Below are 20009 nucleotides of genomic sequence, written 5' to 3' on the forward strand. Positions count from 1 at the left end.
AGTTCTGATACTCCCCTATAAAAATGGCTATTTATCAACTGTTTGTTGTGACATAGCCTATGAAAAAATTGAATTTACCATTCCGGGCCTGCGGGCTCTCCATTGGTGAATGTTTGTTTCTGAAATCAGACTTGGCAGGTTAGGACATATTTTGTCTTGATCTGCCATTTTTTTTGTAAGGGGGAATAGTTGGAATACATCAGTTTTTTTGATATAATATAGCATATCGTATAGTTGGGAGGAGAGATAGTGAGAGCACTTCGGTTTATTGCAGGGACGATTATTTTTTGTGCCATTATTTCAGTCGTATGTGTATCTGCGCCACTCGCATTTTTGACGAGTCCCTCAGGGCTTTTTTCTTTTTTGGCCTGGGCTATGGGAGGCTGTATCATTATCGTGCCTTGCCTCTTGGTATTGACGTATGCCTTGCGGGCCTTGGGCGTTGTGCGAAGCCTGTGTTTTTGGGAAATTGCCAGTGTGTGCGTGAGTATTATGTATGTATCTCGCCTATTTCAGTTTAATTCTGTGCTTACCCTGCATGTTTGGCCTGTGGTGATGATTGGGAGCGTAGGACTGGGGATTATACTGCTGGTTTATGGTAAGGTTAGGAAACGCAGGGAGCCATAATGACGGAAGCACGGGTTGCAGGGGCTGAGGCTGTTCACTTGTGGTTTTTGTCTTCAACCTCAAGCACCTTGCGGGCCCTTTCGCTAAAGTTGGAGAAGGCTTAGGATTGACAAATAATGATTTTTAGTTGATAATATAGGTAATTGGAGGCGATAACAATGCAGAAGATTATTGGCTTATATTTAAATGGCTGCCCGTATTGCAAGAATGCGCGGTTGTCGATAGAAGAATTGATCAAGGAAAATCCGGAATATGGGAAGGTTCCTGTTGAATGGTATGAAGAAACGGAGCATCCGGAAATTTCTAAGCAGTTTTCTTATTATTATGTGCCGTCTCTGTTTATTGGCCAGGAAAAGTTGTATGAAGCACAGCCTGGACAGAGCTACGATGAAATCAAGGCTCATGTAAAGGCGACATTTGATGCTGCTTTGAAGGCTTGATATACGAGTACAAGACCGTTGGCGTATAAGCGCTGGCGGTCTTTTTTTGATTATATTTCTTCCGCGCCGGAGTCGCCACCGTGTGCCTTAGCTGGTGTGGTATATCTTGTAGAATCTATAGTGAAATAGTATAATAAAAAGAGCTTTTTTATTTAGAAAGGATACCCTATATGGCAACTACAAATGATAAAATTATTCACTATACAGCAGATGAATTGATCCGTGTTTCCGTGGCTGTGACGCGGGGAATTACGCAGAAAGCGCGGGAGTGCCACAATTTGTCGCCTGTAGCAGCTGCAGCGTTAGGCCGGACCATGACCGGGGCGGCTCTTTTGGCAGGCGATTATAAGAGTCATGAAGGCGTGTCCTTGCGCTTTAGCGGCGGCGGCCCGCTGGGTGTCGTTCATGCCGATTGTTTCGATTCTCAGTATTTGCGGGGCTATGTAGATAATCCGATTGTCGATTTGCCACTCAAGGAAAATGGCAAGCTCGATGTCGGTACAGCTGTAGGCAGTGATGGCCAAGTGTCGGTCACGCGCTTTACACCTCAGGAAATGACGTATACGAGCCAGTCGGATATTGTTTCTGGCGAAATTGCTGAAGATTTAGCATATTATCTCCTTACATCCGAACAAGTTCCGTCGACAATCAGCTTAGGTGTTCTCGTAGACCGCGATTACTCCATTGCCGCATCAGGCGGTTTCCTCGTTCAGGCCTTGCCCGGTGCAAAGGATGAAGATTTGGCACGGGTAGAGAAGAATATTGCCGCTATCGGTCCGATCACGTCGTACCTGCACGAACACCAGGATGCAGAAGAGCTGGCCAGCCTCATTTACGGTGATATGCATTTCCACGAGCTGTACCGTATGCCTTTGTCGTGGCGCTGCACGTGTTCGAAGGAACGCATTGAAAATGTACTGTTATCCTTGCAGGAAGCAGATAAGGCAGAGCTCCTCAACGATCCGCAGGTTGAGATGACCTGCCATTACTGCAACAGTAAATATGTCATCAGCCACGATGAGCTGGTGGAACTTTTTAAGAAAAAGGAAAAGTAAAAGGAGTGATGATCCATGGGGGATATTGCCATTATCGGTGGTACAGGCCTTTGTGACCCCAAAATGTTGTCCCATGTGACGAGTGGACAAATGGAAAACTTCTACGGTACGATCCGCTTCACGCGCGGAACGTATAAGGGAAAAAATGTCATCTTTTTGGCACGGCACGGGAAATACCATTCCATTCCGCCCCATCTCATCAATTACCGGGCTAATATCTTGGGCCTGAAGAAATTGGGCGTCTCAGCCATCCTTTCGACGACGGCTGTAGGCGCTATCAATCCGGACGACCAGCCTAATGATTTTGTCCTGCCTAATCAGTTTATCGATTTTACGAGTCATTCCCGGCACGGTTCGTTCTTTGACGGTGGTATTAACGGCGTCGTACACGTAGACATGACGGAGCCTTTTTGCCCGACCTTGCGCGAAGCTGTTCTCGAGTCGGCGAGTGAATTGGGCTACGATGTGCACCCAACGGGGACCTACGTCTGTACAGAAGGACCGCGCTTTGAAACGCCGGCAGAAATCCGTATGTTTGGCATGCTGGGCGGCGATGTCGTTGGCATGACCTGCGTGCCTGAAGTTTGTCTGGCGCGAGAAGCGGAGATGTGTTACGCCACTATTTCCATCGTGACGAACTACGCCGCCGGGATTACAAAGCACCCTATGGAACACAAGGAAGTCGTCGAGCAGATGGAGCAAAATGCCGAACGGCTGCGCCGCCTCATTTTGCACACAGTAGAACTGTATGACGACCGGGATTGTATGTGCCGTCACACCTTGAAGGAATACGGAGGATTTACGATCTGATGGAGACCTTACGCTGGCAAGATCATACGTTATATTTGCTCGACCAGACGCAGCTGCCACTGACGGAAACGTACCTGACGTGCACGCACTGGCCTGCCGTAGCCGCTGCTATTCGCTGCCTGGCTGTACGGGGCGCGCCTGCTATCGGCGTGGCCGCTGCCTATGGTGCGGTCTTGGGGGCGCAGGAAATTGCCGGGGAAACGACGGACACCGCTGCTTTTGGTGAACGCTTCCTGGCTATTTGTGATGCGCTGGAAGGGACGCGGCCTACGGCAGTCAATTTGCATTGGGCGCTGGCACGTATGCGTGATGTAGCGGCTGCAGCCTTAAAAACAGGTGGCTGCACTGCCGTCGTAGGACGACTGGAAGCAGAAGCGATGCGCATTGATGAGGACGACAGGGAGATTAACCGCCGTATGGGCCAGTTTGGTGCTGCCGAGCTGGCACAGCTGGGCCGGCCGTTGACGCTCCTTACGCACTGCAACGCCGGCGCCTTGGCTACTGCTGCTTTTGGTACTGCCTTGGGTGTCGTCCGAGCCCTGCATGCACAGGGGCTGGTGCGCATGGTATACGCCGATGAAACGCGGCCCCTGTTGCAGGGAGCCCGCCTGACGACGACGGAACTGGCGGCTGATGGCATTCCCGTAACACTCATTACGGATAATATGGCTGCGTGGACGATGAAGACCAAGGGCATTGATGCCGTCATCGTCGGAGCTGACCGCATTGCTGCCAATGGTGATACGGCCAACAAGATTGGCACCTATGGCGTAGCATTGTTGGCAGCTGCCCACGGGATTCCCTTTTACGTCGCAGCACCTGTTTCCACCTTCGACCGGGCCTTAGAGGACGGGTCAGAGATTCCCATTGAGGAACGGGCAGGCGACGAAGTACGGCAGTGCGGTGGTCTCGCTACGGCCTTGCCGGAGGTGTCTGTCTTCAATCCGGCTTTCGATGTGACGCCGCACGAATATATTACAGCTATCGTGACGGAGCATGGCATCCTGCACCATCCGGACAGCCAGGCTCTGCATGAATTTTTTAGAAAAGAGGGTATATAATTTATGGAATCAATCATCCGCGATATCAAACTGGCCAAGAGCGGCCACGAAAAAATCAGCTGGGTCAATCATTATATGCCGGCCTTGAACGCCATTGGCGATACATTAAAGGCTGACCAGACGTTTAAAGGCAAAACCGTTGCCGTAAGCGTTCATCTTGAAGCGAAAACGGCTTATTTGGCCGAAGTATTGCACCGTGCCGGTGCCAAGGTTATCGTAACGGGCAGCAATCCCTTGTCTACCCAGGATGATGTGGCCGCGGCCCTCGTTGAAGATGGCCTGACGGTCTATGCAACTCATGCCTGCACAGATGAAGAATACTTTGGCTATCTCAATAAAGCACTCGATCATCATCCGGATATTATCATCGATGACGGCGGCGATCAGGTAAACCTCTTGCACACGACCCGGGCCGATGCCATGGAACACCTCCTGGGCGGCACGGAAGAAACGACAACCGGAGTCAATCGTCTGCATGGTCTCGATAAAGCAGGGCAATTAAAATTCCCTATGATTGCTGCTAACGATTCGTACTGCAAATACCTCTTTGATAACCGCTATGGCACAGGTCAGTCCACGTGGGATGGTATTATGCGTACGACGAACCTCACGGTCGTAGGCAAACGCGTCGTCATTGCCGGCTATGGCTGGTGTGGCCGCGGCTGCGCTATGCGGGCGAAAGGCTTGGGCGCTCACGTCATCGTTACGGAAGTAGACCCCATTAAGGCTATTGAAGCTGTTTTCGACGGCTTTGAAGTCATGACCATGGAAGAAGCTGCTAAAGTGGGCGATATTTTTGTTACCCTTACAGGCGACAAAGACGTCATCCGCAAGGAACATCTGGAAAAGATGCACGACGGCGTCATCTTGGCCAATGCCGGTCATTTCGACGTAGAAATCAATAAAAACGACCTGAACGATCTGGCTGTACGCCATTTCGAAGCCCGTCACAATATTGAAGGCTATGAACTGGCTGATGGCCGCATCCTGAATCTCCTGGCCGAAGGCCGCTTGGTTAACCTCGCTGCCGGCGATGGCCATCCGGCAGAAATTATGGACCTTTCCTTTGCCGTACAGGCTCTGGCTGCCAAATACATTCTCGACCATCACGCAGAATTGGGGAACCACGTCTATGTCCTGCCTCACGAAATCGATACGGAAATCGCCAAGATTAAACTGGAATCCATGGGCTACCATATCGATACGTTGAGCGAAGAACAGCGTCAATACCTGAATCTCGACTAAGGAGGCCGTCGCGTGAAGAAGTCGATTATCAAAAACGTAGGCCTCTATCAGGGCCACGTCATTAAAGAACACCAGAACATTGAAATTACAGACGACCGCATTAGCGGTTTTCCTACTGATAAAGACCTCCTGGACCGGGTCTATGACGAAACCCTCGACGGCCACGGTATGCTAGCTACGCCGGGCTTCGTCAATACACACAACCATATTGCCATGACAGTTTTCCGCAGCTACGCTGACGACATGAACCTCATGGATTGGCTGCAGACGAAAATCTGGCCAGCTGAAGATCACCTGGACAGTGACGTCGTCTATAACCAGACTATGCTGGGTATTGCCGAAATGATCCGTTGTGGTACGACGAGCTTTGCCGACATGTATTTCTTTATGGACGACACAGCCCGTGCTGTAGCGGAATCGGGGATCCGCGCCTGCCTCTCCCGCGGTATGACCGGCATTACGCCCAGTGCCGAAACAGCACTCAAGGAAAACCGCCAGCTTTTCCTTGACTGGCACAAAAAAGGGGATGGCCGTATTACGGTCATGCTGGGGCCGCACGCTCCCTATACGAACACGGCCGCCTATTTGCAGCGCGTCGTCGCCTTGGCCAAAGAGCTGGGGGCAGAAATCCACACGCATCTTTCGGAAACGAAGGGTGAAGTGGAAGAATGCCGCAAGAAATATGGCAAATCGCCGATTGCCTGGTTTGATGAACTGGGTCTCTTCGATACGGGCTGCCTGGCAGCACATTGTGTCTGGGTCGATGACGACGATTTGGACATTATGGCTCGCAAGCACGTCCGCGTGGCCCACAACCCGGGCAGTAACCTGAAGCTCGCCAGCGGCATCGCTCCTATTGGCAAGATGCTGGAAAAAGGCATCACCGTTGGCCTCGGCACGGATGGTGCATCGAGCAACAACAACCTGGACATTATGGAAGAAATGCACCTGGCAGCCCTCATTCATAAAGCCAATACGCTTGATCCACTGGTTATTCCTGCTGAAACGGCTGTCAACATGCTCACTGAAGGGGGCGCCAAGGCTCTGGGCTACACGGATATTGGCCGTCTGGAAACGGGTTATAAAGCCGATATTACCCTTATCGACCGCTCTGGCCTGCACTGGTATCCCCGAAACGACCAGATGTCCCTCCTGGCCTATGCAGCTAACAGCTTCGACGTCGATACTGTCCTGGTCAACGGCAAAATTCTCCTGAGAAACAAGGAATTTACGACCCTCGATATCGAAAAAATCAAACACGAAGCAGAACGGACGAAGAACAAGCTCTTTGCGTCCCTCTAAACACTTGATATAGGATAAAACCGAACCACAGCCTCTAGGATACAGGTTTGGTTTTAGTTTCCACAGAAAGGAACCCGGAAATCTGTGAATAAACCACTCATTGCCTTCGTTTGCACACATAATTCGTGTCGCAGCCAAATGGCTGAGGCTTTGTCCCACCACCTCGCAGGCGGCACCTGGATCAGTGTCTCTGCCGGTACCCATCCGGCCGGAGCCATCGATAAGGACGCTTGCCGGATCCTTAAAGATCGCTACAGCATCGACATGATAGCAGAAGGGCAGTACAGCAAAGCACTCACAGACCTGCCCGGCCATATCGACGGCGTCGTCACTATGGGCTGTGGTGTCCAGTGCCCATATGTACCGGCTGCCTGGCGGGAAGATTGGAACCTTCCTGATCCGACGGGCAAACCTGACGCTGACTATCTGGCCGTCATCGATGCCATTGTGCGGCATATCAGTGTCTTAAAGAAAAAATATAGCCAGACCTAACAAAAACATCCCAGCCTCACGCAGGCTGGGATGTTTTTGTTCCTTCAATAGAGTTCATCTGTACTGTTGGCCAGCTTTTGCTGTTCTTCCCGGATGTAGCGCTTGACCAGTTGCTGCAGGACGAAGTTTTGTTTTTGCCCCTTGCGATTTACGATTTCCGTAAATTGTTCTTTTATGCTGCGGGGGACACGCATGTTTAAGACGACTATCTTTTCCTCGTTATCCATTTGCTCGCTCCTTTTTCTCATCGATTTGGGGGCGTCATGGTTCGCCTAGGGCCGATTCGTTGATGATGTATTCACGAATAAGCCGTTCTAACACAGTGGACGGAACCTGGCCTTTATTCGTCGCCAGGGTGACGAATTTTTCGTGCAGCTGCGTAGGAATGCGGACGATGACAATGGTTTTCTTTTCTTCCATTTCTTTCGTTTGCTCCTTTTTGGCATGTAAAAAAAGCATTTTTTATATGTGATTATAGTAACATAAAGAAGCAAAAAATAGCAAAACGAATAACTAATAGATGGAGCTAAAAAAGCTTTGTTTGTGGTTCCGTGAATAAGGCATTATAGAAACTGCTAACGTATCCTGGCGTTGAAATGAGGAGCCTTTGGTTAATAGAATGATAGGAATAGGCAAGAGACATGAGAGAAATGATATACCGTACTACTTCTGAAAAGAGGTAAAATAGAGGCGTAAGGATATGTGAAAGGAGAGGTGATAGATGAGGAAAATATTGGTTTGTGCAATAGCTGCCGTGCTGGTATGGGGGACCGGCATGGTGGCTCCTGCAGGCGCAGCGGCTCCCAGCCAGCATCTGAAATTCGGCATTACCCGGCCTCAGGTTCGGGCCATTTCAGACGTCACCTACGCCCAGTATTTCGCTTGGCCGAAGACCTTCCTAAAGATGGACATCCTGCAGCCACAATTACAGCAGAAAATGCCGGCCGTCGTCTTCGTCACCGGCGGTGGCTTCGTGGCTTCGCCAAAAGAAAACTACCTGCAGCAGCGTGTGCATCTGGCAGAGGCGGGCTATTTCGTGGCCAGCGTAGAATACCGTGTCATTCCTAACGGTATTTTTCCGGATCCTGTCGTTGATGTCAAAGCAGCCATCCGCTATTTACGGGCCCATGCTGATGAATTCAACATCGACCCCAATCGTATTGCCGTTATGGGCGAGTCCGCTGGTGGCTATCTGGCCGCCATGGTAGGAACGACGAACGGCGATAGGGACTTTGACAAGGGCGATAATCTGGATCAGAGCAGCGACGTCCAGGCCGCCATTGACATTTATGGCCTGTCAGATCTCAGCAAGGTAGCTGCAGATTTCCCGAAGGAAGAGCAAAAGCGCCATGAATCACCGGCAGCGCTGCAAGCCTTATTCATCAACGGTACATCCTTTTCTGCCAAAGGTGGCGGCAGCGTCCAGGACCATCCGGAAGACGTGAAAGCAGCCAATCCCGTGACCTATATTTCACCAAAAACACCGCCGTTTCTGCTCATGCATGGGGATCACGACCAGGTTGTTTCGCCCAGTCAGACAGAACTTCTATATAATGCGTTACAAGAAAAAGGGATTCCTGCTACGCGCTATGTCGTAGAAGGAGCCGGTCATTCCGACCAGTACTGGGCGCAGCCGGAGGTTGAACAGGTGATTTTGGGTTTTCTGAATACAAATTTGAAGAATAAAAAATAAGGAGGAATCACACATGAAACACATGAAGCATATAGGCATCGTCGCCGCAAGCTTAGCAGCCGTCGTTGTATTTTTAGGGCAGCCTGCTCTGGCCCATGCTGCCACTGTACCCGTAGCAAATGTTGCAGCGGTCCAGACACAGAGAGAAGCTGGCAGCCTCGTAGCCGATAAAATCGCACTGAAGGAACTGGTCGATACCTTTTCTATCTTGGCCGATCAGAAGGATGGCATTGCCCAGGAACCGCTTTTCACCAAGGATGCCGTCGTAGAAAACTACTCCGATGGCAAGCTCATGACCTCCCTGAAAGGCCGGGAAAATATCGGCAAAGCCTTTGACGATTTCCTCAAGACCCAGGACGTCGTCTACCACATCAACGGCCAGCAGGTCGTAGACATCAAAGGCAATACGGCAACCGGCACGAGCTATTGCTACGTCGTACTGATCAGCACACAAAATGGCAAGCAGGTTAAACGCTCCGGCGGCGTTCGCTACCACGACGACTACGTCAAACAAGACGGGAAATGGCTGATTCAGAAACGAAAGGCCGATTTTGTCTGGACAGAATACAGTGATTTACAAAAATAGAGGGAGAATATGTATGAGAAAATCAAGAAATCTGGGAATCCTAGCGGCCGGTTTTGTCGCAGCACTGGTGCTCTTTGGCCAGCCTGTACCTGCCCATGCTGCAACTACGCAGGTAGCAGGGGCTGCGCAGCAGACTGTAGGGACAGCTAGAAGCACTACGGCCGGTCAGGGACTAACCGCCGCTATGCCAGGTCAGGCCGGCTTGGCAAAGACCGACGTGCCGGATCCGGCGGCTCTTCCTAAGACGGCCATGCCCGGTGCCTATCCTATGCCTGGGACGTACGAAATCAGCTTTAGCCATATCCGTTTAGGCTCAGCCACGCCTAATGCAGTCATCCACTATACTCTCGACGGCAGTGAGCCTACAAAAGACAGCCCCGTCTTTGATCCTGTAAAGGGCGCCATCCCCATCCTGGAATTTGGCGCCGGCGCCAATAATACGAAACAGACAGAAAAGACTGTCGTCGTCAAAGCCATAGCCTTATCGGCAGGCGCCGCACCTAGCGACGTAGCTACGCTGCGATACAATTTCGTCGTCAACCAGCCGGGATACTTCAGTTATGAAGTCCTCCACGAGGCTGCACCGGACACGCCGGCTCTGATCCGGATCTCCGACTACGCCCGTGTAAACATGTTCCTCGTAGTGGGCTCCAAACGGGCCTTGCTGATTGATAGCGGTCTCGATTCAAAAGGAGATTTGTATTCTCTCATAGTAAAGCTCACAGGCGGCCTCCCCTTTGATGTTATTTCTCTCCATGGCCACGGCGATCATGCAGCGCAGACACAAAACTTCTTAGACAAACACATCCGCGTCTATGTTCCGCACAAGGACCTCAGCTGGTTTGGTGACAAGATTCCGCAAGGTACGCTCGATCCTAAAGAAGGGGACACCTTCGATTTAGGCAATACCGTACTGACCGCCTATGCTGTACCGGGTCATACCGCGGGCAGCATGGTCCTCCTGGATCCCAAGACCGGCGATTTGTACACATCGGATTCGCTGGGCAGTAACGACCCCATTGGCCCCAATTCGGGACTCCTTGACGATGTCGGCATCGAATGCTCTTTGGACCGCTATTACACGGCGCTTGTTGACCTGAAGAAAAAAGTAAACGGCCGGGCTAAACGCATTTTCACAGGCCATAATCCTTTACCCTTAGATATGAAATATCTGGATAATGTAATCGCCACCGTGAAAAATGCCCTGGATAAAGGCGAAAGCGCCTTGGTTCCTTCCATCAGACCGCCGGAATCGACCTACGGCTCCACGACCATGTTCGCCTATGGCGACTACCGCGTCGATCCCAATAGCGTTGCCATCAACCCGAAATACCTCTACGCCAAAGATGCCGAAGCCAATCCGCCTAAGATCATCAAAGGCTATTTGAATCCCCAGGCCAGAGCCTATCCGAAACAGTAGAACTCCACAAGGGGACTTGCTGGTCACGAATGATATGCTAAAATGTGAAATAAAGAAAAGTCGTGTCCCTGCCATGCTCCTCTGCATACCTTTTGTAGGAGCATGGCACACCGTTTAGTTCTGAGACAGAAGAGGCGATGAGTGCTATGGAAACGAAGTTGTCTGCATACAGACAGGAAATGGCTGCAATTGTCAGTCGTCACATGAAGCGGGAAACGTGGATAGAAACGGCTGTCCCGTCGCTGTACTTCGTGCGGGAATTTTCTGCCAGTGAGCCAAGTCATATTTTCCAGAAGCCATCCCTTTGTATCATCCTGCAAGGGAAAAAGGAAATCTGTCTGGCTAAGGAACGCTTTCAATATGGCCCTTCAGAATATCTCATTTCCGCTGTAGGTCTGCCAGTTATCGGGCAGATTATGGAGGCTACCGAGACAGAGCCCTATATTTCCTTGAAACTGGAATTTACTATGAATCAAATCGTCGATTTGATTCATGATAAGTATCAGGAAAAACCAAAAAAGAAACAGGACAGGGCTATCTACGTCAGCCCCATTGAGGTGCCGCTCATGGATGCCATGGCACGCTTGGTACGTCTCGTGGATACGCCGGATAACATTGACATATTAGCGCCTATTTACATTAAAGAAATCCTCTATTACGTGCTCATAGGCCCGCACGGCCATGTGTTGCGGCAATTTGCCATGAAGGGCAGCACTGCCTGCCAGATTCAGGAAATCGTTCAGTACGTCATTACCCATTACAATGAGACTATCCGCGTAGAAGAACTGGCGGAAAAAGCAAAGGTCAGCGTGCCGACACTACATCGTCAATTTAAAGAAGTGACAGCCATGAGTCCGTTGCAGTTCCAAAAGAATTTACGCTTGCAGGAGGCTCGCCTCCTTTTGTTAAAGGGGACTGTAAATGCAACTGATGTGGCCTTTCAGGTCGGCTATGAGAGCCCGTCACAATTTAGTCGCGAGTACTCCCGGATGTTCGGCTACCCGCCTAAAGAGGACAGCAAGCGCTTGTTGGCAGAATATGTGTAAACATAGTTTGGCTGGCATTCTATATTGTGTTACATGTACCGGAGCCGACAAAAAGGACCCTGGCGGCATGCTTTCTCTACATGCTGCCAGGGTCCTCGTACGTTTTTACTCTTTTATAAACCAATCTTGCATAGCTTTTCTGTGGTCTTGAGGAATCTTAGTCATGGTCTGGCCATGGAGCCAGGCCAGTGTTTTTTCGTTAAGGTATTGCCGCATGCGGTCTTCTGCTTCGTTCATGACCGTGTGGATGAGGCATGGGCATTTCGTGTACGCGTCAGGCAGATTGTCCTGATCGAGGAGCAACTCCCGTTGCCGTATTTCGTCGCATTGGAAGAGGGGTGTTTTGCCCTCAATGGCTTCGACGACGTGCCAAAACGTGATGTCCTGCGGTGCTAAGGCCAGCTCGTAGCCACCGTTTACACCAGGCGCAGCCTTGACGATGCCGGCTTTGCGCAGTTTTGTAAAAAATTTTGCCAAATACGTTTCTGATACACCCTGATAGTGTGCCAGCTCGCGCACACCGACAGAATACCCTTCCGGCAGGTCTACCATGTAGAGCAGACAGTGCAGTGCATATTCCAGGCCTACTGAAAATTTCATAGGGGCAATCCCTCCTTATCTCTTTTATGATAAGGTATAAGTATGGCTATGGTCAACCTATTTTTTTATAATTACAGATATAAATTATCTGTATTCCGAATTGTCATTTGACGAAGTAAAGACTTTCCTGTATGATAATCACAGACAAAAAATATCCGCAATTAGGAGGGCCTTATCTATATGGCAATTTTAAATGATAAATTTCGCGCTGTTCTTACCCATGAAGGTGTAGTGACCGTTCTTTCCTGGGGCGTCACGGCAGAACCGCATTTGGTCAATACGTGGAACTCGTACCTCGAAATTATAGGTGATGACCGCATCCTTGTACCGGCCTTTGGTTACAGACAGACGGAAAAGAATGTAGCCGTCAATCCGAAGGTACAGCTTTCTGTAGGCTCTAAAGAGGTGGAAGGCTACAATGGCTACCAGGGTACAGGCTTTATCGTGGAAGGTACAGCCCGTTTCCTCAGCGAAGGGCCGGAGTTTGACCTGATGAAGAAGAAACTTGATTTTCCGAACCGCGTTATGGAAATCACCGTGACCAAGGCTACCCAAAAAATATAAGCTACGGCAAGCAGATGGACGCCGGCCTGCAAAACAGACTGGCGCCTTTTTTTACCTATTTTGCCGGACCTGTGAAAAAAGACAAATGCCTTATAATACAGGACGAAAAAAGTGAGTCAAAATTGTAACAATTCCGACATATTTGGCGATATGGCTTGTGGTATAATGGAAAAGATATTTTCCTTGTACCTTGCCAGTGTACAAGAGAAAGGAAACCCATTAGATGATCAATTGGAATTTGAAACGCAAAGCAGCAGTCTTAGTTTTCAGCCTCATGGCGATTTTACCGGCTGCCCAGGCCATTACACCGGAAGAATTAGTGTATGACCAGGTGAGTAAGTACGTCAGTGGCCAACAGGCTGCAGATATTTCCCGGGATATTTGCGATGCTGCGGCAACGTATCACGTAGACCCGGTCTTTGCGACGGCTGTCTTTACGACAGAAAGCCATTTTGACAATACGGCAGTTTCCGGCGTTGGCGCTATCGGCATTGCGCAGCTCATGCCAGATACGGCAGCGTATCTCAACGTCAATCCCTATAATGTACGGGAAAACATCTTTGGCGGCGTAAAATACCTGGGCCAGATGATGGATCGTTACAAGACGTGGGATAAGCCTTTTATGTATGCAGCGGCTGCGTATAATGCCGGTCCCGGAGCTGTAGACCGTGCCGGTGGTGTGCCTCATTATGCGGAAACCATGAACTACGTCCAGACTGTAGAAAATACACGCCAGGATATTTGGCGTATTGCCGGTATGCAGGCCAATACAGGCCGCATGGACGAAAGCCCCGTAGCGACGACTAAGGTTAATGCTCCTGTTTTCCCGGCCTTAAAGGAATGGCACGAAAACCAGGCTGCCAGTGCTGTGAGCCCCGGCGGCGTAACGGCAATGGCCCAGGAAAAGATCGGCGCGGCCAGCCACACGGAACACGTCCTCCAGCGTTCGGGAAAGACCAAAAATAACGACAACACGCACTTGACAAGCTTTGCCAAATAAGTAAAGTCCCTGCCGGCTCGCGAGAAGCGGGGACAGGCAAAAAACCTGATCTGCTTTGAGGGATCAGGTTTTTTTGTCGAATAGGGGGAGTAAATTTTCCCGTAGAAGAAAAAATACGGCGGAAATGCCAGGCCGGTCTGTCACATTGTCCCATAACATGATAAAATATACTAAGACAAACTGATGGAACTCGAATGGAGGCTATGACGATGAAAGAACGTTTAGATGAAATGCTTGTTGGCAAGAAAATGGAACCGCGCTATTTGGAATATAATTGGCGCGATATTATTCTGTATGCCTTGGCTGTTGGCGCGCACAGGGAAGATATTTCTTATACGTATGAAAAATTCCTGAAGGCCATTCCTACGTATGGTACCGTTCCGTATTGGGGCACTGTTAATGTACGGCCGTACCAGTGGATGCCCTTGCCGGCGTCTATGCTGGCCAATGACATTATTAAGCCGACCATTTCCTTCCTCAATATGGATCACGAAATCATTATGCACCGGCCTATTGACCCGATCAAAGGGACCTTCCAGTGGCAAGATGAAATTACGGATGTATATGATCGCGGTGAAGGCAAAGGCGCTGTCGTCAAGACGAAGATTGTCGTTCGTGACGAAGCAGGCCGTGATGTATGCACGAACTATTCGACGACGTTCTTCCACGAAGCCGGCGGCTTTGGTGGCGTACCGATGCCTAAAAGCTCCGTCGTCATTCCAGACCGCGAACCGGACGTAACCGTCGATGATTACATCAGCCCTGTACAGAACCTCTTGTACCGCCTTACAGGTGACACGAACCTGGTCCATGTCGATCCGGAATACACGCAGAAAATGGGCTTTGAAAAACCATTCATGCAGGGCCTGTGCTCCTTTGGCTTCTCGTGCCGCATGGCCATCAGCGCCCTCATTCCAGGGGAACCGGAACGGATGACCCGTATGGCTGCCCAGATGACGTCGGTTCTCTTCCCGGATACGCCAGTGCAGCTGCAGCTCTGGAAGATGAGCGACCATCAGGCGTACTTCAAATTCGTCAATAAGAATACGGGCAAAGCGGTCCTTAACCGGGGCGTCTTTGAATGGAAATAAGCTACTCGTACTTATGCTGCCTCACACTGCTGTGTGGGGCAGTTTTTTTTATGTGTCTTGCCTGTCCCCCTGCAAGACGGGCGTATAGGGCGCGTATGTACGCAGGGAGTGCTCAATACCCTGGACAAAGGTGGTCATGAGTTTTGTTATTTCCTGCGTGCGCAAATGAACCCAGCCCAGCTCCGACGTCTGCGTATCTCCGGATAGAGGCAGGGCCGTGATTTCATCGGGAATGATGCCGGGAATAATGTAGCCTGTACCGATATTGAAGCAGTCTGTGTGGGCAAGAATGTTGTTCGTCGTACCGCGGTCGTAGGAGTAGACGACTTTGGTATGATTTTTCAGGACGAAGAGTTCTTCCTGAGCGAGTGTATTCGTCCGGCTTCCCTGGGAGAAGATAAGCATGGGATAGGGGGACAGGTCCTCTGGGGCAATCGCCGTTTGCCGGGCCAGGGGATGGTCCTTACGCAGGAAAACATAGGGCTGTACGCTGGCTAAGGGGTGAAAGACGAGATCCCATTTGTCCAGGATTTGCCGCAAGTAGTGTTCGTTTTCCGGCGTCAGACAAATGACGCTGAGGATACTTTTTTTGAGGTATACGTCTTCCAGTGCTGTTATGGTTTCCGTCTCCTTCAGGGACAGGGAGAACGCTGTGGCATCGATGTGATTGAGGAACTGGACGAAGAAGTCGACGACAAAGGCATAGTGGTGACAGGAAATCTGAAATTCCAGGGGCTTCTTTTTTTTCGTATAATGATTATAAATTTCCTCTGTATCGGCCAGGACTTTTTCAGCCAGGTTGAGAAATTCAATTCCTTCACCGGTAAGGGACACACCAGAGCGTGAACGGTCGAAAATGGTAATGGACAGCTCGTCTTCCAGGTTACGGATGGCCTCCGACAAGGTAGGCTGGGAAATGTAGAGATTGACGGCGGCTTTATTCATGGAGCGGCAGCGGGCGACTTCTTTGACATAAATAAGTTGTTGTAGTTTCATGATAATTCCTCTTTTGGCTTAAAATAGGCAGCTTCATTATGTAAAATACTCTCATAACACGTCTTATCAGTCTTGATATAAATAAAGAAGAAGTAGAAATGTACAAGAAAAGATACATTCTATAGCTTTTATATATAATTAAAAACTATATTATTTCATAATAAAATTATATATAACACCTGATTTTCAATCGATGAGCGAGCCTAAACGCCGCTAAATAAAGGGATTTTAGCGAGAAATGGCAGGCTCTTGCGGTGCTTTTTGAAGAAAGGGGCATCTTGAAATTAGTTATAGCTATGATATATAATCATGTCATAGAAAAACAAGATTGATTTTAAGAATTGGAGGGTATGTACAATGGGAATGAAAATGATGACGATGGATGGTAATACAGCCGCGGCCTACGTGTCGTATGTCTTCACTGACGTGGCTGCCATTTACCCCATCACGCCGAGCTCGACCATGGCAGAAAAAATGGATGAATGGGCGACGAAGGGCGTCAAGAATATGTTTGGCCAGGTAGTTAAGGTACAGGAAATGCAGGCCGAAGGCGGCGCTGCCGGTGCCGTGCACGGTTCCCTCGTTTCCGGCGCTTTGACGACGACCTATACAGCATCACAGGGCCTCTTGCTCATGATTCCGAATATGTATAAAATCGCCGGCGAACTCCTGCCGGGTGTCTTCCACGTAGCTGCCCGGGCACTGGCGACGAATGCTATGTCTATCTTTGGTGATCAGCGCGACGTCATGGCCTGTCGCCAAACGGGCTTTGCTCTCTTGTGTGAAGCCAGCGTCCAGGAAGTCATGGACCTCTCGGCTGTCGCTCATTTGTCGGCCATCAAGGGCAGCGTACCGTTCCTCAATTTCTTCGACGGCTTCCGTACGTCTCACGAAATTCAAAAGATCGAAGCCTGGGATTACGACGATCTGGCTAAGCTGGTAGATATGGATGCTGTCAAAGCCTTCCGTGACCGCGGTTCGGCACCGGATCATCCGACACTGAAGGGCTCTCTGGAAAACAGTGACGTCTACTTCCAGCAGCAGGAAGTACAGAACAAGTACTATGAAGCCTTGCCGGATATTGTCGAAGAATACATGCAGAAGGTCTTTGAAATGACGGGCCGTGAATACCATCCCTTCACGTATTACGGCGCACCGGATGCGGAATACATGGTCATTGCCATGGGCTCCCTCTGCGATGCCACGAAGGAAACCGTCGATTACCTGAACGCCCACGGCGAAAAGACGGGCCTTCTTTCGGTACATCTCTACCGTCCCTTCTCGCTCAAGTATTTCTTCAAATACATTCCGGAAACGGTCAAAAAGATCGCCGTTCTGGACCGCACGAAGGAACAGGGCTCCCTGGCTGAACCGCTGTATCTGGATGTTACCCAGGCCTACAGCACGGTTGCCAACAAGCCGCTCATCGTCGGCGGCCGTGCCGGCTTAGGCGGTAAGGATACGACACCGACCCATATTCTCAGCGTCTTTGAAAACCTCAAACAGGATCAGCCGAAGGATCATTTCACGGTAGCCATCGTCGACGATGTAACGCATACGTCTTTGCCGGTTACGCAGGATATTGATACGACGCCGGCAGGCACGACGGCTTGCAAGTTCTGGGGCCTCGGCAGTGACGGTACAGTAGGAGCCAACAAGTCGGCTATCAAGATCATCGGTAACCATACGGATATGTACGCGCAGGCCTACTTTGCCTATGACTCGAAGAAATCCGGCGGTATTACCGTATCGCACTTGCGCTTTGGCAAGACACCGATTACAGCTTCGTACCTGATCAACAAGGCCAACTTCGTTTCGTGCTCCCAGCAGACGTACGTACAGAAATACGACGTTCTGGCAGGCATCAAAGAAGGCGGCACATTCCTCCTGAACACCATTTGGGATGCAGCGGGCCTCGAAGCCAACTTGCCGGCAGTGATGAAACGGACACTGGCACAGAAGCACATTAAATTCTACACGATCAATGCCGTAAAGATTGCCCAGGAAATCGGTTTGGGCGGCCGCTTCAACATGATCATGCAGTCAGCCTTCTTTAAGCTCGCCGATATCATTCCTGTAGAAGATGCCGTGAAATACCTGAAAGACGCAGTAGTCACGAACTATGGCAAGAAAGGCCAGAAAGTCGTCGACATGAACAATGCCGCCATCGATGAAGGCATTGCCCAAGTCGTTGCCGTCGACATTCCTGCCGCCTGGGCCAGTGCAGCCGATGCACCGCAGGCAGCACAGGATGTACCCGAATTCATTACGAAACTGCAGCAGCCCATTAACCGTCAGGAAGGGGATTCCCTCCCGGTCAGCGCCTTTGCCGGCCTGGAAGACGGTGCCTTCCCGCAGGGCACAGCAGCCTATGAAAAACGGGGCGTTGCTATTTTGGTACCGGAATGGCAGACTGAAAACTGCATTCAGTGCAACCAGTGCGCCATCGTTTGCCCCCATGCGGCAATCCGTCCTGTCCTCACGACAGATGAAGAATTGCAGCACGCACCGGCTGGCTTTGCCGCCAAAGACGCCGTCGGCGCCAAAGGCCTCCATTTCACTATGTCCGTCAGCGTCCTTGACTGCCTCGGCTGCGGCAGCTGTGCCGAAGTATGCCCGGCTCCGCAGAAAGCACTGGTCATGAAACCCTTTGGGACACAGGAAGAAAAAGCACCTCTCTGGGAATATGGCCAGAAAGTCGTTGCCGTCAAAGACAATCCGTTCAACAAGTTTACCGTCAAAGGCAGCCAGTTTGAAGAACCGCTCCTGGAATTCTCCGGTGCCTGCGCCGGCTGTGGCGAAACGCCCTATGCCAAACTCGTTACGCAGCTCTTTGGCGACCGCATGATGATTGCCAATGCCACAGGCTGCTCCTGCGTCTGGGCTGACAGCGTACCGTCTACGCCGTACACGACGAACAAAGACGGCCGGGGTCCGGCCTGGGGCAACAGCCTCTTTGAAGACAACGCCGAATATGGCCTGGGCATGTACCTCGGTGTACACCAGGTACGGGAAAAACTGGCCATGGACGTGTGGGAAGCCATCCAGCACAGCGACTTGTCCGCAGCAGACAAGGCCGTCCTGCAGGATTGGTATGACCATCGCGATGATACAGAAGGCACACGGGATCGCGCCGATAAGGCAACAGCCGTAGCAGCAGCGGCTAAAGATCACGATGCAGTGTGCCAGCGCATTTACGACCGTCGCGATTACCTCGTCAAACGGAGCCAGTGGCTCTTCGGCGGTGACGGCTGGGCTTATGATATTGGCTACGGCGGTCTCGACCACGTCCTGGCACAGGATGAAGACGTAAACGTCCTGGTCATGGATACGGAAGTGTACTCCAATACAGGCGGCCAGTCCTCCAAGGCTACGCCGACCAGCGCCGTTGCAAAATTTGCCGCCGGCGGCAAACGGACGAAGAAGAAGGATCTGGGCCGCATGGCTATGACCTACGGCTACGTCTACGTTGCCCAGGTAGCCCTCGGTGCCGATATGAACCAGTGCATCAAGGCCATCAAAGAAGCCGAAGCGTATAAGGGACCGTCTTTGGTCATTGCCTATGCACCGTGCATCAACCACGGCATCAAAGCCGGCATGGGCTTTAGCCAGAAGGAAGCAAAGAAGGCCGTAGAAAATGGCTACTGGCACCTCTATCGCTACAACCCGGACGACGAAGCAGCAGGGAAGAACGGCTTTACCCTCGATTCGAAGGATCCGAAGGGCGAACTGCGGGACTTCCTCATGGGCGAAGTACGCTATGCATCCTTGGAAAAGGTCTTCCCCGAAGCAGCTGAAGGCTTCTACGAACAGACGGAAAAAGATATGAAAGACCGCCTGGCATCGTATAAAGCACTGGCTGAACGTAAATAATCTCTCTAAATAATCACCACACTCCTTAAAAATAAAACACGCGCAAAAGGGGTTTGTCAAGTTAAGTGTGTAAGTTTTTTTAGGTATCATAAAAGAAGATGCGTTACC

19 protein-coding genes are annotated in these 20009 nt (G+C 50.7%); 15 read left to right on the forward strand and 4 right to left on the reverse strand.

Going from position 1 to position 20009, the window contains the following annotated elements; all coding sequences use genetic code 11:
* Positions 1–785 precede the first annotated feature (785 nt).
* The 7 genes from PGX44_RS12250 to PGX44_RS12280 all read left to right on the forward strand — a co-directional run bounded on the left by PGX44_RS12250 (position 786) and on the right by PGX44_RS12280 (position 7032).
* Positions 786–1067, forward strand: a complete 282-nt coding sequence (locus PGX44_RS12250; RefSeq protein ID WP_186502841.1) for a thioredoxin domain-containing protein — start codon at positions 786–788, stop codon at positions 1065–1067.
* Positions 1068–1237: 170 nt separating this feature from the next.
* The gene (gene hslO, locus PGX44_RS12255; protein ID WP_498855573.1) at positions 1238–2122 is read left to right on the forward strand and encodes an Hsp33 family molecular chaperone HslO; all 885 of its coding nucleotides are present in this window, start codon (positions 1238–1240) and stop codon (positions 2120–2122) included.
* Positions 2123–2137: 15 nt separating this feature from the next.
* Positions 2138–2932, forward strand: a complete 795-nt coding sequence (mtnP, locus tag PGX44_RS12260) for an S-methyl-5'-thioadenosine phosphorylase (protein WP_289001320.1) — start codon at positions 2138–2140, stop codon at positions 2930–2932.
* Positions 2932–3993, forward strand: coding sequence for an S-methyl-5-thioribose-1-phosphate isomerase (gene mtnA / locus PGX44_RS12265; protein WP_498855574.1), 1062 nt, complete (start codon positions 2932–2934; stop codon positions 3991–3993). The genes mtnP and mtnA overlap by 1 nt, the downstream gene beginning before the upstream one ends.
* 3 nt (positions 3994–3996) lie before the next feature.
* On the forward strand, positions 3997–5238 hold the full coding sequence (locus tag PGX44_RS12270) for an adenosylhomocysteinase (protein ID WP_498855575.1): 1242 nt from the start codon (positions 3997–3999) through the stop codon (positions 5236–5238).
* Positions 5239–5250: 12 nt separating this feature from the next.
* Positions 5251–6540: an amidohydrolase gene (locus tag PGX44_RS12275; RefSeq protein WP_498855576.1), complete on the forward strand. Its 1290-nt coding sequence runs from the start codon at positions 5251–5253 to the stop codon at positions 6538–6540.
* Positions 6541–6624: 84 nt separating this feature from the next.
* The gene (locus PGX44_RS12280) at positions 6625–7032 is read left to right on the forward strand and encodes an arsenate reductase/protein-tyrosine-phosphatase family protein (RefSeq protein WP_498855577.1); all 408 of its coding nucleotides are present in this window, start codon (positions 6625–6627) and stop codon (positions 7030–7032) included.
* A 44-nt stretch (positions 7033–7076) separates the two neighbouring features.
* Here PGX44_RS12280 and PGX44_RS12285 read toward each other — a convergent pair whose 3' ends face one another.
* Together PGX44_RS12285 and PGX44_RS12290 are read right to left on the reverse strand one after the other, a co-directional pair.
* A complete protein-coding gene (locus PGX44_RS12285; RefSeq protein WP_498855578.1) occupies positions 7077–7259 on the reverse strand; it encodes a hypothetical protein in 183 nt (60 codons plus the stop codon).
* 34 nt (positions 7260–7293) lie between these two features.
* A complete protein-coding gene (locus tag PGX44_RS12290) occupies positions 7294–7452 on the reverse strand; it encodes a hypothetical protein (RefSeq protein ID WP_186502833.1) in 159 nt (52 codons plus the stop codon).
* A gap of 301 nt (positions 7453–7753) precedes the next feature.
* On the opposite strand from PGX44_RS12290, the gene PGX44_RS12295 reads away from it, so the two are divergent.
* The 4 genes from PGX44_RS12295 (at position 7754) to PGX44_RS12310 (ending at position 11777) form a co-directional block, all read left to right on the forward strand.
* On the forward strand, positions 7754–8725 hold the full coding sequence (locus PGX44_RS12295) for an alpha/beta hydrolase fold domain-containing protein (protein WP_498855579.1): 972 nt from the start codon (positions 7754–7756) through the stop codon (positions 8723–8725).
* A 13-nt stretch (positions 8726–8738) separates the two neighbouring features.
* Complete coding sequence (locus tag PGX44_RS12300; RefSeq protein WP_498855580.1) at positions 8739–9311, forward strand: nuclear transport factor 2 family protein; 573 nt, start codon at positions 8739–8741, stop codon at positions 9309–9311.
* Between the two features lie 13 nt (positions 9312–9324).
* Complete coding sequence (locus PGX44_RS12305; protein ID WP_498855581.1) at positions 9325–10731, forward strand: MBL fold metallo-hydrolase; 1407 nt, start codon at positions 9325–9327, stop codon at positions 10729–10731.
* A 146-nt stretch (positions 10732–10877) separates the two neighbouring features.
* A complete protein-coding gene (locus PGX44_RS12310; protein ID WP_498855582.1) occupies positions 10878–11777 on the forward strand; it encodes an AraC family transcriptional regulator in 900 nt (299 codons plus the stop codon).
* Between the two features lie 105 nt (positions 11778–11882).
* On the opposite strand, the gene PGX44_RS12315 is transcribed toward PGX44_RS12310, so the two are convergent.
* Positions 11883–12377, reverse strand: a complete 495-nt coding sequence (locus tag PGX44_RS12315) for an RrF2 family transcriptional regulator (RefSeq protein WP_186502829.1) — start codon at positions 12375–12377, stop codon at positions 11883–11885.
* A gap of 180 nt (positions 12378–12557) precedes the next feature.
* On the opposite strand from PGX44_RS12315, the gene PGX44_RS12320 reads away from it, so the two are divergent.
* The 3 genes from PGX44_RS12320 (at position 12558) to PGX44_RS12330 (ending at position 15032) form a co-directional block, all read left to right on the forward strand.
* A complete protein-coding gene (locus tag PGX44_RS12320; protein WP_498855583.1) occupies positions 12558–12941 on the forward strand; it encodes a pyridoxamine 5'-phosphate oxidase family protein in 384 nt (127 codons plus the stop codon).
* Between the two features lie 223 nt (positions 12942–13164).
* Positions 13165–13941, forward strand: a complete 777-nt coding sequence (locus PGX44_RS12325; protein ID WP_498855584.1) for a lytic transglycosylase domain-containing protein — start codon at positions 13165–13167, stop codon at positions 13939–13941.
* Between the two features lie 209 nt (positions 13942–14150).
* The gene (locus PGX44_RS12330; RefSeq protein WP_186502826.1) at positions 14151–15032 is read left to right on the forward strand and encodes a MaoC/PaaZ C-terminal domain-containing protein; all 882 of its coding nucleotides are present in this window, start codon (positions 14151–14153) and stop codon (positions 15030–15032) included.
* A gap of 48 nt (positions 15033–15080) precedes the next feature.
* On the opposite strand, the gene PGX44_RS12335 is transcribed toward PGX44_RS12330, so the two are convergent.
* The gene (locus tag PGX44_RS12335; RefSeq protein WP_498855585.1) at positions 15081–16028 is read right to left on the reverse strand and encodes a LysR family transcriptional regulator; all 948 of its coding nucleotides are present in this window, start codon (positions 16026–16028) and stop codon (positions 15081–15083) included.
* Between the two features lie 357 nt (positions 16029–16385).
* On the opposite strand from PGX44_RS12335, the gene nifJ reads away from it, so the two are divergent.
* Positions 16386–19901, forward strand: coding sequence for a pyruvate:ferredoxin (flavodoxin) oxidoreductase (gene nifJ / locus PGX44_RS12340; protein ID WP_498855586.1), 3516 nt, complete (start codon positions 16386–16388; stop codon positions 19899–19901).
* The last annotated feature ends 108 nt before the right edge of the window (positions 19902–20009 follow it).

Source organism: Caecibacter sp. AF58-12pH5A (assembly GCF_027681725.1).
GTDB classification, from domain to species: domain Bacteria; phylum Bacillota; class Negativicutes; order Veillonellales; family Megasphaeraceae; genus Megasphaera; species Megasphaera hominis.